The organism is Arenibacter sp. P308M17, assembly GCF_003426735.1.
Classification (GTDB): domain Bacteria; phylum Bacteroidota; class Bacteroidia; order Flavobacteriales; family Flavobacteriaceae; genus Arenibacter.
This window is the reverse complement of the sequence record NZ_QVON01000004.1, coordinates 177,744-191,305: the sequence shown is the minus strand read 5'-3', so window position 1 is coordinate 191,305 and position 13,562 is coordinate 177,744. Positions and strand designations below refer to the sequence as shown.

General features: G+C 41.8%; 11 protein-coding genes. 3 read left to right on the top strand and 8 right to left on the bottom strand.

Features of this window, described 5'->3' with window-relative positions; all coding sequences use genetic code 11:
• The first annotated feature begins 88 nt into the window (after positions 1 to 88).
• From D0S24_RS11540 to D0S24_RS21345, 3 genes are all read left to right on the top strand, one after another.
• A complete protein-coding gene (locus tag D0S24_RS11540; protein ID WP_117020021.1) occupies positions 89 to 1,813 on the top strand; it encodes a SulP family inorganic anion transporter in 1,725 nt (574 codons plus the stop codon).
• A gap of 206 nt (positions 1,814 to 2,019) precedes the next feature.
• Positions 2,020 to 3,429: a rhodanese-like domain-containing protein gene (locus D0S24_RS11535; RefSeq protein ID WP_117020020.1), complete on the top strand. Its 1,410-nt coding sequence runs from the start codon at positions 2,020 to 2,022 to the stop codon at positions 3,427 to 3,429.
• 71 nt (positions 3,430 to 3,500) lie between these two features.
• Positions 3,501 to 3,629 carry a hypothetical protein gene (locus D0S24_RS21345; RefSeq protein ID WP_258922833.1) on the top strand — a complete coding sequence of 43 codons (129 nt, stop codon included), beginning with the start codon at positions 3,501 to 3,503 and terminating at the stop codon, positions 3,627 to 3,629.
• Between the two features lie 215 nt (positions 3,630 to 3,844).
• On the opposite strand, the gene D0S24_RS11530 is transcribed toward D0S24_RS21345, so the two are convergent.
• The 8 genes from D0S24_RS11530 to D0S24_RS11495 form a co-directional block, all read right to left on the bottom strand.
• A complete protein-coding gene (locus D0S24_RS11530; protein WP_117020019.1) occupies positions 3,845 to 5,224 on the bottom strand; it encodes an exonuclease domain-containing protein in 1,380 nt (459 codons plus the stop codon).
• Positions 5,225 to 5,620: 396 nt separating this feature from the next.
• A complete protein-coding gene (locus D0S24_RS11525) occupies positions 5,621 to 7,186 on the bottom strand; it encodes a hypothetical protein (RefSeq protein ID WP_220377755.1) in 1,566 nt (521 codons plus the stop codon).
• 11 nt (positions 7,187 to 7,197) lie between these two features.
• Complete coding sequence (locus D0S24_RS11520; protein WP_117020018.1) at positions 7,198 to 8,598, bottom strand: neutral/alkaline non-lysosomal ceramidase N-terminal domain-containing protein; 1,401 nt, start codon at positions 8,596 to 8,598, stop codon at positions 7,198 to 7,200.
• Between the two features lie 8 nt (positions 8,599 to 8,606).
• Positions 8,607 to 9,686 (bottom strand): exo-alpha-sialidase, encoded by a 1,080-nt coding sequence (locus D0S24_RS11515; RefSeq protein WP_220377754.1) that lies wholly within the window; start codon positions 9,684 to 9,686, stop codon positions 8,607 to 8,609.
• Positions 9,687 to 9,731: 45 nt separating this feature from the next.
• Positions 9,732 to 10,688: an alpha/beta hydrolase gene (locus D0S24_RS11510; protein WP_117020016.1), complete on the bottom strand. Its 957-nt coding sequence runs from the start codon at positions 10,686 to 10,688 to the stop codon at positions 9,732 to 9,734.
• 4 nt (positions 10,689 to 10,692) lie between these two features.
• Entirely contained in the window at positions 10,693 to 11,118 is a 426-nt protein-coding gene (locus D0S24_RS11505; RefSeq protein WP_181938076.1) for a carboxylesterase family protein, read from the bottom strand.
• Between the two features lie 12 nt (positions 11,119 to 11,130).
• Positions 11,131 to 12,411 (bottom strand): MFS transporter, encoded by a 1,281-nt coding sequence (locus D0S24_RS11500; RefSeq protein WP_117020239.1) that lies wholly within the window; start codon positions 12,409 to 12,411, stop codon positions 11,131 to 11,133.
• A gap of 16 nt (positions 12,412 to 12,427) precedes the next feature.
• Positions 12,428 to 13,318 (bottom strand): bile acid:sodium symporter family protein, encoded by an 891-nt coding sequence (locus tag D0S24_RS11495; RefSeq protein ID WP_117020015.1) that lies wholly within the window; start codon positions 13,316 to 13,318, stop codon positions 12,428 to 12,430.
• Between the last annotated feature and the right edge of the window lie 244 nt (positions 13,319 to 13,562).

Genomic DNA, 13,562 nt, shown 5'->3' with positions numbered 1-13,562 from the left:
CTAAACCAACATATATAAAATCTGTAAAGGTTGAAATTCTGTAACCTTCGTTACATAGGAATAAGGTATTTAATACTAAATTTGGTAAATGAGGAGATTTTTACCATTCTTGGACTGGTTTCCACAATATAACAAAAATCTTTTTGGCAAAGATTTGATGGCGGGGATAACCGTGGGTATCATTTTAATTCCCCAAGGTATGGCCTATGCTATGATTGCCGGACTGCCACCGGTATATGGTCTATATGCTTCCTTGTTACCCGTTTTGGTTTACGCTTTGCTGGGGACTTCCAGGAAAATAGCCGTAGGTCCTGTGGCCATGGATTCTTTATTGGTGGCTGCGGGATTGGGGACCCTGGCCATATCAGGTGTGCAAAATTATATTGTAATGGCGTTGCTCCTGTCCTTTATGGTGGGGGCATTTCAGTTGATATTTGGGTTTTTGCGCATGGGCTTTCTGGTAAACTTTATGTCCAGGCCTGTAATTAGTGGATTTACCTCCGCTGCTGCCGTAATCATTATATTTAGTCAATTAAAACACTTGTTGGGAGCGGATATTATTAATAGCAATAAATTTCACCAGTTGGTCATAAATGCTTTTCAACATTTATCGGAAACCAATATGTATGATTTCTCGATCGGGATAACAGGAATTCTGATCATTGCTTCCTTCAAAAAATGGTTCCAAAGATTTCCTGCCATATTATTGGTTGTTGTGCTAAGTACCTTGGTGGTTTACTTTTTTAATTTGGAAGCCTATGACGTCCAGGTGGTAGGAGAAGTACCGGCAGGCCTGCCATCTTTTAACATCCATAATTTTACCATGGAAAAGGTTAGGGAAATATGGCCTATTGCCCTAACATTGGCTTTGGTCGGATATTTGGAAGCTATTTCCATTGGCCGGGCATTTGAAGAAAAAGATAAGGTAGAAACCATAGACCCCAATCAGGAGTTGATAGCTTTGGGGGCCTCAAATATGATAGGTTCATTTTTTCAGTCCTACTCCGTAACCGCAAGTTTTTCCCGTTCGGCCATAAATTACGAGGCAGGTGCCAAAACTACCGTTGCCTCGGTGATCAGTGTTGTTATGGTGGCCATTACGCTATTGTTTCTTACCCCATTATTCTACAATTTGCCAAAGGCGGCACTGGCTTCCATTATTATGGTTTCTGTTTTTGGGTTGATAGACCTTTCCTATCCCAAAAAATTATGGAACCAAAGTAAGGACGAATTTTTTGTATTGTTGGTTACCTTCATAATTACGCTTGGGCTGGGAATTGTAGATGGCATCCTTATCGGGGTGTTAATGTCGTTATTATTGATGGTTTACAGGACCTCCAAACCTCATTTTGCGGTTTTGGGAAATATAAAAGGGTCCGATTATTACAAAAATGTGGATCGTTTTGGGGATGAGGTCCAGATCCGTCCGGACATTCTGATAGTGAGATTCGATTCTGAGCTATATTTTGGGAATTCGGCTTATTTTAAGAGTCAACTATTTAATTTTATCAATGCCAAAGGCCCTTCCTTGAAAGCTGTGATTTTAAATGCTGAGGCCATTAATTATATAGACGCCAGTGCATCGGCCATGTTGATCAAGGTTATTGGAGAAATCCACAATAGGAATATCGGGTTCTATATTTCGGGTGCTACGGGCCCTATTCGAGATATCATATTCAGGAGCGGAATTATCAACTGTCTTCATAAAGAGTATCTTTTTGTAAAGATAAAGGAGGCAGTGGCCTACCATGACGATCCCAATACCATTCCCATGCTTAGGGAAAGGGTAGCGTATCAGAATCAAAGTAACTAAAGTTGCATTCGGGGAGCGCCATATTATTTACCTTTGTCCAAGGGATTTTTAGTTTAAAAATATTTTGATTAATTTTTAATTTGCCTACAAAGAAAAAGGAGTAGGCAATGGGCCCTAACAGTTTAAGGGCCTAACTAAATATCGTTAGGGGAATTGTTCCCTATACCTATTGGGACGGTTAATTTATAACCCATAAAATTAAATAAATGAAAATAGAACAGATTTACACAGGATGTTTGGCGCAGGGGGCGTATTATATAGAAAGTAAGGGAGAGGTTGCCATTATCGACCCCTTGCGCGAGGTGGAACCTTATATAAAGCGGGCCAAAACCGATAAAGCGGATATTAAATATATTTTTGAAACCCATTTTCATGCAGATTTTGTGAGTGGGCACATTACCCTGTCCAAAAAAACGGCTGCGCCCATAGTATATGGTCCCACGGCCAAACCTTCTTTCGATGCCATAATAGCCGAAGATGGTCAGGAATTTAAGCTTGGGGATATCACTATTAAAGCCCTGCATACCCCGGGACATACCATGGAAAGTACCACTTATTTGTTGAGGGATGAAGAGGGGAAGGATTTTGCCATATTTTCTGGGGATACCCTGTTTTTAGGTGACGTAGGCAGGCCGGATTTGGCGCAGAAGGCGGCCAATATGTCCCAAGAAGATCTGGCGGGATTATTGTTCCACAGTCTGAGAAACAAAATTATGCCTTTGGCCGATGATGTGGTGGTTTATCCCGCGCATGGAGCCGGTTCCGCCTGTGGAAAGAATATGATGAAGGAAACCGTCGATACTTTGGGCAATCAAAAGAGAATGAATTATGCGCTACGTGCCAATATGACCAAGGAGGAGTTTGTTAAGGAGGTTACGGAGGGACTATTGCCACCTCCAAAGTATTTTCCTCTAAACGTAAGGATGAACAAAGAAGGTTATGAGGATATTGGGGAAGTATTGGAAAGGGGTACTACCGCTTTATCCCCGGATGCATTTGAAGAGGCGGCCAATGCTACTAACGCGGTAATTTTGGATGTTAGGCATCAGGACGAGTTTGTAAAGGGGTTTGTTCCCCGATCTATCTTTATAGGCTTGGATGGGAGTTTTGCCCCTTGGGTCGGGGCCCTCATTGCCGATACCAAGCAGTCTATTTTACTGGTAGCTCCCGAAGGAAGGGAGGAGGAGGCCATTATAAGGTTGTCCAGGGTTGGTTTTGATGCCACAATAGGATATCTAAAGGGAAGTTTCAAGGCCTGGAAGGATTCGGGAAAGGAATATGATAGCATTACCTCAATTTCCGCCAAGGATTTGAAAGAGACCCTGGATAACAAAGAAGTTCCTGTTTTTGATGTTAGGAAGGAAACCGAATACCTTTCGGAGCATATGGAAAATGCCAACAATACCCCTTTGGATTTTTTAAACGACCATATGGCCCAATTTCCTAAGGAGGATACTTTTTATGTGCATTGTGCAGGAGGATATAGATCGGTTATAGCGGCATCCATTTTAAAAAGTAGGGGCCTTCATAACTTGGTGGATATAGGAGGTGGCTTTGAACAAATAAAGGCTTCGGGATATAAGGTAACCGACTACGTTTGTCCTACTACGCTTTAAAAGTGATATTTATCATATTTTATAGTCCTCTTTGTATATATTTTAGCCTACTATACTTAAAATTAGTACCTATGATATTACAATATTTACCATTAGTAAATTGGAGCAATGGGATTATAATGATTTCCGTTTTTGGCGCTGTTTGTGTTGGTCTGGTTACCGCCGTGTTGATGTTGATGAACAGTGGTAACAAAAAATAGGCCGTAAATATCACTTTTTTTAAACTAAATAATTCCCCGATGCCCGCCCGTATGCCGTTCGGACGGGAATCTGCCTCTGGCTCACCAATCCGCCCGTGCCGGGGACGGGTTCACCTCTCCTTGGGAGAGTCCGCCCGGATCGTTCGGACGGGCCTGCCTTTGCCGGTAGGCAGGGTCAGAACTGCCTTTTCGGGCAGTTCTGGGGGAGGTTAAATTCAAATAGAAAGCGGGGAGAATTGAATGGCCTTGTTCGGGTATTTTCTTAAATACCACGATAAAATCCGTTTGGTATCCATATTTTCCTTTTGTAGTTCCAAAAAATTTTCCAGAGCGTCAATACTATTTATTTGCTCCTGCCGTGGTAGGAATCCATAGCCTTTGTATTTGTTGTCAATAATCAGAACAAAGGCCTCTTCCTTGGGGTTTCGGCCCTTTTCCCTGATTATTAAATTCCGGTATTTGTCCTTCAGGGCATCAATAGCGTTTTGTACTTTAATATTATATTCCATTGGCGATTCCGTTCCCCTGCATATACCATTGCAGTTGGCAATGGTATAATGGGAACAGCTAACAATATTTTCCTGTAAATGACAGAATTTAGGACATAGTCCGAAGTTTTTGCACAGTTCCTCCAAAAGCAATCTACAATCCGTTATGGTATTATAAGTGGATAAGGGGTTCGGGGTCAATTTTAATTTGTTGTATGCCAGATGTCGTATTCCGTTCCTGTCCTCATAGGTAAAAATGCCATATTCCGTTGGCATACGTTTCTGACTCTGATTGTATATAGGAAAATGCTGTTTAATAGCTGCGGATTCCATTAAAAGGGCAATTAGTTCGTTCCCCGATAATTCATAATCAATGTCGTGCGTGGCCTTGCACATTAAAATTTCCTTGTCGGCCTTGTCATAGAAATGGCCTAGTACCCTCTTTTTGATATCAATGGCTTTGCCCACATATATAATGCTTCCCTTTGCGTCTTTAAAATAATAAATACCTGGGGAATTGGGCAGACTTTCAAAAATTTCCTTGGGCAACAAAGGTGGCAAAGTGGCTTCTTGTGAACGCGAATTTAGAAAGGTTTTAAACACTTTTTCAGCGCCTTCGGTCCTCAGTAGTTTTTTGAATAAAATAACTGTGGCTTGGGCGTCTCCCTTGGCCCTATGGCGATCCGTTAGGGGAATATTCAGGGATGTACATAATTTTCCCAAGCTATAGGAGTTTAGGCCGGGGATAAGTTTTCTGGACAGTCGTACCGTACATAATTTTTTGCGGGAAAAATGAATCCCTATATTTTGAAATTCATTTTTGATGACGTTGTAATCAAAATTTACACTGTGGGCCACAAATATGGTGTCCTGCGTTATTTCCAATACCTTTGCAGCTATTTGTGTCCAGGTAGGGGAATGGCGCACCAAATCATTGTCGATACCCGTCAATCCCGTTATAAAGTAGGGAATTTCACATTCCGGGTTTACTAGTGAAGTATATTCATCAATTATTTCATGACCGTCGAATTTGAAAATGGAGATTTCTGTAATCTTATTTCCTTTTATCCCGTTTCCGGTTGTTTCAATGTCAATAATGGTGTACATGTAATCAGGTGCTGGAGGTAACAGAACCATAAAGTTATGGGAAATTGATTAAAAAATGTGATCTCTTTTATTAATTCAATGAAGTGTGGTTTATTGCCCACTCCTGCATGCGGGGTTTTAACTAATTTTGGGACCACTAAAAAACTCCTTCCCCAGAAAGGGGAAGGAACTTTGTATTTGCAACTAAGCCACTTTGGACTAAAAGTACATAGGTTTTGAAAAGCAATAAAATTCCTTGGTAAATTATATTATGGTTAAGCAATTGGCGAATGCTATTCGCTGCGATTATAACTTCTTATTTCTATATTTATTGCCTATTGCCCATTGGCTACAACCTTGGTATAGTATTGTCAAGAACTGTCCGCTTGAGGAGACTTTAGGGGTGTTCTTGCCTGATCAGTCCAATTCCTTAATGACTTCCGCCAGTGCTTTATAAATTATGGGCCCTGTTTCCGGTCCCAAAGAATTTTCTTCCCCATAGGTATCGCTCTCATCATTATAGAGGTAAGGTTTTCCCGTATCCCATTCACTTTTTGGTATGATGTATCCAATTTCATCATTGGAAAGACCTAAATAAAATTTATACTTGTCCTTGATCAAATTTTGGAGTGGCGGTATCTCCATAGGCTGGATGTTAAACTCCCGCCCTTCTGGAGCCTCTATGCCACCATATACAATTTCGGGATATATTTCCCCAGGGATACTTAAGAATAGGGCAGGGCCTATGCGAATGGCGCCCACTTCCGTTCTGGATTTAAAATATTCCGGCATGCCCATTTTTATTAGGCCCATACCACTGGCAATCTTAAAGGTGGTATTGTTCAAAGGTGCATATATGGTTTTGGCCCTCAACGAAATATTGGAATTGGTCAAAGTATCGCCATTTTGTTTTAGGGCCTTAAGGGACATTAGGGCAATTTGATCCCCCAATGCCTTGGCCTTGTCAAAAGTGGGTTCAAAATATTCTTCTCCGGTAAAGGGATCTGGAATGCCCAAGGAGGGGTGCGGTGCCATTAGTCCACCAATGGCTCCCGAAAAATAAATGGTCACCCCGCCCAGTCCTTCATCCATCAATTCCTCTCCATTGTAGACACCATTTTCCATGGCTTCCCGTATATAATGTGGAAAATCCGAGCTGATCAATAAATTCTGGGCCCATAAGGTTTCCGGGTGGTTGGCCCAATTGATAATGGTTCCCATGGTGGTATCGTTTTCGGCATCAAGGACCTGCATTAGATGTATCCCGGTAGCCTTAACAATTGGTTTTCGGGTGTCTTTGATGAGTTTGCCATCTTCCCCGGAAAGATCCTCGGCAAAAACCAATTTGGCCGGACGTAAATTATTGGCGGCCTCGGTAATGGCGGCGACGGTTTGAGATTTGACGTATTCCATCATTTCCGGATTTACTCCCGAATTAAATATGTTTTCACCCCAAATGCCTACAAGATCATTGCTCTCGTGGGTATGTGTGGAGGACAATAGGGTGTAATCTATTCCCAGTTCGGCAGGGATTCGTTTTCTGATGTCGATTACATCGCCATGTAAAAAACCAATGGCGTCCATGGAAATCATGGCTATCCTGCTATTGCCATCATCGATCACCATTACCCGAGACCAAACATCGTCATGCACCCCCTGTGCAGGTTTGGCATTGCTCATTCCTGCTATCCAGTAGGCATCAAATTTCCCATTGTTATTGTTGTCGTTATAGGTGTCGCCTTCATCCATGCTATATTTATTGTTTCCATTGGCATCGTTCCAGGTATCCACAATGGTAGGGGTAATGGGTTTCTTGGAAAATCCGGCCGTAATGGGTTGCGGCGTTTTGTTTTCTATTTTAAGATCGATGGAATAATCTGGATGGCGATCGCGCCAATTGTACATCACAATCGATGCCCCGACCAATAAGACCAAAAGGATAACGATCCCAAATATTTTCAATCCCTTTTTCACAGTTTTCATTGTTAATGGTTTTATAGCTTGGTATGCGTTAGTTCATTGGCCATTTTAAAATTGAGCTCCATTAGGTAATCGCCCATACTTGGCCCGTACCATCCCATTAAGCGCGCTTCATAGGTGTCGTAATAATAATATTTTTGAGGTACGATATAGCCTAAATACTGCCCGTTAAAACTGCTGAGAACGGAATTGTACCCCTGAAGTTCCAGGGCATTTTTTAAATCCAGACCGTATTCCCCACTCAATTCATATGGCAGGGCCAACCAAATGAGATTACTTAGTTTAAGACCTTGTATATGGATAGGGTTCGTCTTAGGCATCAGTTTACTTCCAAGGTAGGGGGAAAGACGTAGGCGGTCCGATATGTACAGGAATTGCAATTTCGGGATTTCTATTTTCGAAGATATAGTGGTCAGATCCATATCTGTCCTATATTCCATTTTGTTCAAGGCCGATAGTGCCGAGTCGGCAAGGGTTTCCCCAATAAATTTGGCTTTTTCGAATTTCTCGCCCAATCCTTGGTTACTGTGGCTTCCTACGGTACCGGCAAAGAAGAGGGCCAGGTCAACACCATTTTCTTCCAAATGGCGCTGAAAGTAGCCTGGATAGTCCCCGGTATATTGTTCGTTGTCGGTGCCAATTACGGTAGCATGGGCTGAAAAAGCGCCAATGGTAGCTTTTTTACCGTTTTCCTGTGTAAATGCTATTAAATCCAGTTTGTCATTGAGCCTACCGGACTCGCCTATGATCCTATTGCGTACCAAATTGGGGACTTTAATATAGCCCGAAGAAAATTGTGAGGGCTGTTTGTCTGCCAAAGCCTGTATAATAAGGGCAGAAAATTTTTGCCCAAGCCACTCCACTACTTCTGGCCGATATTCCCCACCGAAACTTTTGCCCACATACCCGGGCATACAATTGCCAATACTGGAATGGGTGTGGGTAGCCCCAAAAAAAAGCTGTTTTCTGGATATTTTGCCCCTTAGGTTGTCAGTTACTTTTTTAACGACCTCTTCCGGTATTGCCACCAGATCGGCATTGATAAAAACAACGGTTTCATTATTCACTTCAATTGCGATGGCTTTGGCGAAAATGGAATCATGAACAGCCGTTGCTATTTTGCCACTACCATAACCGGCCATTTTAATATTGTTGAATTCGCCTTTGGTGGGGTCCGAAGTACCGCTTATGATCTTTGGGGTTATATTGGTCCTTGCGAATCCGGCAAGCATAGGGCCTTTTGCCTCGGTTTTATTTTTAAAGGCTTCCTCAATATTTTCAATAGTATTCCTGTAATATTCGGTCTCAAAATAGGGTGTGGTATCAATAGTGCTGGTTGCAAAAAAGAAAAGAACCACCAGTAGTAGGATCAGCACCCCTATAACTCTAAGCAATCTGCGAAACCATTTTCCCATTGTAGTTCTCAATTAAGTTTTTGTGGATCCAAAACAATGTATTTCACTGTTTTTCTGTTCCAAGTATATACAATATGGACTTTCCCGTCCGGAGCTTGTATCATGGTTGGGTATGAATATTCTTCCCCTTCCTTATCCGTATTTTCCCTTAAGGGTTCCAGATCCAGGACGCGTTTCCATTTTACACCGTCATTGGACAGGGCCAGGCTCAAAGGTACCCGATCCCCCCAGTTTTTACCGGTAGGATTGTATACCAATAATTGGCGACCATCCTTTAAGCTTACCCCGTCAATACCGGAATTTGGGTTGGGCAATGCCGTGGCCTTCATTTTGCTCCAGCTGCTACCGTAGTCGTTGGACCAATTCTCGGCAATAACCTCATTTTCGGTTCTGCTCAAAAGCTGTAATTTTCCGTTGCCATAATTCAGGACTACAGGCTGTATGGCACCTAATTCTTTGCCATCGTTAAGGGGCGGGGTCTTGGACCAGGTTTTTCCGTTATCCGAACTCAGTTCCAAATGTATCTGCCAACCTGCCCCTTCATCTTCGGTGCTGGATGGGGAAAGTATTTCACCACTTGCCAATTGTATAGGTTGATTTTTTATAGGTCCTAGAATCCCATCTGGAAGTTTTATAGGGTTGGACCAGGTTTTTCCATCGTCCTCAGAGGTCATGTACAGCCCCCACCATTCCGTTGGACTTGGCCCTACCTTGTAAAATAAAAATAGGGGCTGGTCTTTTGGTTTAAAGAGGACCGGGTTCCAACAAGGGTATCTGGAACCATCTTCCTGCACGCCATTTACTACTTCGATAGGGGTAGACCATGAACCAGCTGTTTTGCGGGATACCCATATCCCCACATCGTCGTTCTTTTCTTCGGTACCGCCAAACCAAGAGGAGATAACGGTCCCATTACTTACTTCTACTGTAGAGGCATGGCATTCCGGGGTAAGCGCATCTTCCAATTCATAAATAAATTCCTGCTCTAGAATGGCGGGATGGTTCAAGGGAACCACATCGGGCAGTTTTTCCATTTTTCCTTTACACGATACTACCAACAGGGTACACAATAAAAAAATAAGTCTCATAATGTAGATTTAGATGATTGTTGAACAATTGAAAATTCTGGCCTTTTAGTTTAATGGGATATACTTTTCAAAAAAACGATCCATGTGATATTGGCAGTACGCATTCACTTTTACCGAGGCATCCATAGTATGTGGCCATCCTTTTAGTTTGTGGTAATAGGAAATGGCACCTGCCTTTTGTAAAGTTGCATGCAATATATCCGATTGTTCATAAGGCACCAACTCGTCCAAGGTACCTTGGAAGGTAAGGGTTGGGGGTACTTTTTTGGAGATCAGAAATAAGGGCGAGGCCTTTTTGTACATTTCTGGGGCCTCTTCATAAGATTTGCCTATTAAATATTGGACCGAAGAGGCATTGATGGCCGTTTCATCGGTGAGGTTGGAAGGGCCATAAAAATTTACAACGGCCTGTACATTTGCAGAAATCCCGTTGGTATCCACTTCTTCCGGAGTGTTGGAATAGGCGTTCAGCATGGCCAAATGACCGCCTGCGGATCCCCCTACCAAGGCCACTTTACTGGCATCTATATGGTAATTGGCCGCATTGAGCTTGAGCCACCGAACAGCGTCTTCCACATCGTGGAGCTGTGCAGGAAATTTTGCCACATCCGTTAATCTATATTGAATGGTAGCGGTTACAAAACCCTTTTTTGCGTAACTGCTTAAGTACACCAAATAATCGTGCTTATTTCCTTTTTTCCATGCCCCGCCATGGATGAAAATGATTAGGGGCATAGTTTTTTGTATGTCCTTGGAATGGTAAATATCCAATTTAAGTTGCATGGAGTCCACGGTTTTGTAGACCACATCTTTGTATTCCTGTATATCCTCGGGAAGAGGGAAGTCTTTTTCAATTAACTTTAATGCTCCGGTGGTATAGGCCAACTTTAAAGTGGTATTGCTGGAGTATCCCTTTGGGGGTTCGGATTCATCGTATTGTTTCGCTTTACAGCCCAGCACCAAGATCAGTGTAAATAAGGAAATAAATATATTTTTGATCATGATTTTAAATGTTTTTCAAGGAATATATCTGTATGATATTGAATATATGAGAACACCTTGCCGTAATATATCCTTTATTGGCATAGCTGATCAAATAGTGTAAAACATTGCTTTTCTTTCCTTTTTCCCAAGCACCTCCATGAATAAAAATAATAAGGGGGGCTTCATTTTTTAAGGCCTTAGGGCTATATATATCCAGTTTTAATGCTGTGGTGTCTATGATCTTGTAAACGATATCCTTGTGTACTTCTATGTTTTTCGGTATAGTTACCTTGGTAAGGGTCGGTTCAATGGTCCCTAGGGTATAGGCTACTTTAAGGCCCATGTTATTTGCAAAACCTTCCGGCGGTCGTGAAGGGTCATATTCATTTGTTTTACAGTCAACAAATAATAAAACCATGCATAGGGCAAGTACTGTTCTAATGACCATAATTTACTAACATTAAGCTTCAGATCCCATATTGTTCCCTAAAAACCGTTTAAGTTTTATTGTTTTGTTGTTTACCAGGGGGCTGGCCCAAAATCCGATACTAAAAATAAAACCTAGGGTGATGTACAAAAAGAGCATACCACCTTTTAGGCCAATCAAATCACCCAATGCCCCAACAATGAGGGGTACTACAGCGCCCCCTACAATTCCCGAGCATAATATGCCGGAGAGGGCTCCGTGGTTTTCCCTGACAGAATTTAATGCAAGGGAAAAAATAACGGACCACATGACCGACGCAAAAAAACCTACCAAGGGGAAGGCAAAAACAGCTGTTTGTACAGTGCCGAACAGTGCAGCTGTCAAGCTTAAAATAGCGGCACCAGAGAATATTTTAAGGACCAATTTACTATCCATAAATTTTAATAGGAGCAGTCCTAATATGCAGCCCACCGTCAATAGTCCCCAAAATAATGAAATGGCATTGGCTCCTTCTATTCTGGGATCCAACCCATGGTATTCAGAAAGAAATTGGGACATCCAGTTGGCTACACCTTGTTCTGTACCAACATAGGCGAATAGGCCCATAAAGTATAGGATTACCTTTTTGTTTTTTAGCAGTTCTTTGTTCGTGGCCCAAGTGCCGGCTTTTTCATCTTCATTTTTTTCAACCTTGGGCAATTTTATGGGATATATGAGGATGACCATGATCAATGAGATAATTGCGAATGTCCAGTAAAGGGAAACCCAAGGCAGATTCTCTGGAACTATATTGTGAAATGTATTGATAATTAAATTGGCATTGCCGGGGCCGGAGTAATTTTCCAAGTTAAGTACGAGATAGGAAAATAGGAAGGGACTAATAAAGGAGGCCATTCCAAATGCCAATTGGCCCATTACGGAATTAAAAGCAAAATGATCTTCACCTCCAGCTACTCTAAGTAAGGGGTTTATGGCCACTTGCAACATGGCCATCCCTGAACCAATTAAAAATAAGGACACTAGGGCAATGGGGAAGTTTGGAAAAACAGAAAACAAAATGGCTCCAAAAAAAGACACTAAAAACGCGGCCAAGATTACCCGTTTTTCGCCGTAGCTCTCTACGGCAAGGCCGGAGGGAATGGAAAATACGCCATAAGCGACAAAAAACGCGAACGGCAATAGGGCGGCCATAGTAAGGCTAACCTTGAAATCCGAGATAATATCCGGAATTAAGGGGCCCAATATATTGGTAAGGAACGAAATGACAAAAAAGATAAATAAAATAAGGACAACAATAAATTGATTTCTTCCCATCTTATGTTTATCAGGATTAATTGGTCGAGTCTTTTTCAAGGCCCATTTCATCTTTCACCCCAAGTGGTTTTCTAATAAAAATAATTACAGTGGCCGTAATAAACATCAACAGGCCATATATGGCCGGCACAATGGAGTATTCTGCATTGTTTAGGGCAATGGTTGCCAATGTTATGGCCAGGGTTCCATTTTGGATCCCTGTTTCAATGGATATACTAATGGCCTGTGGCCTGGTTAGCTTAAAAAGTACTGCCATTAAAAACCCTATGGTCATGGTACTCACATTGAGTAATAATGCCGGCAGCCCCGCTTCGCTTAAATAGCTCATAAAAACATCCTTGATACTAATGGTCACTCCAATGATCACCAATACAAATATGAAGGCGGAAGCTATTTTTACAGGCTTCTCCATCTTGTCCGCAAAGGCTTCATATTTATTTTTTATTAGCATGCCAATTCCTACCGGTATAATAACAATTACCAATAATTGTTTTATCATGGTAATGGCATCGACCGAAATGGCCATACTTTCATTCGAAAATTCTTCCAGTGCAAATTGTACAATGAAAGGGATGGTCAAAATCGAAATTATACTGGATACCGCCGTGAGGGAAACGGATAGGGCCAAATCGCCTTTGGCCAAATAGGTCAGCATATTGGATGTTGGTCCCCCGGGGCAGGCGGCCAATAACATAATACCTATGGCGGTAGTTGGGGACAGGCTTAGGGTAATGGCAATAAGGTATCCTATAGTCGGTAACAACAACATCTGGCATACAAGGCCAATAACCATAGCCTTGGGATAGGTAACCACCCGCTTAAAATCCGAAAGGGTCAATGATAGGCCCATTCCGAACATGATAATGATCAATGAAACGGCTAGGATAATTCCAGAGGTAGAATTCATGACAAAAAGGGTTTAAAGTAAATCACTATCATTCTCCCATCATTGGCAGATACACAAATAAAACTTTTTAATAATTATTTTCCTTATTATATTTTATTGGATTTGCATTATAATTTACCAAAAACAAAATATCTGATAATATTTTTGTTAAATAACGTGAGTTCAATATATATTTTGTGTAAAATCAGTTATTTATTTCACACCCGTCCGGTCGAGCGCCCGCCCGCACCGAACGGTCCGTTCG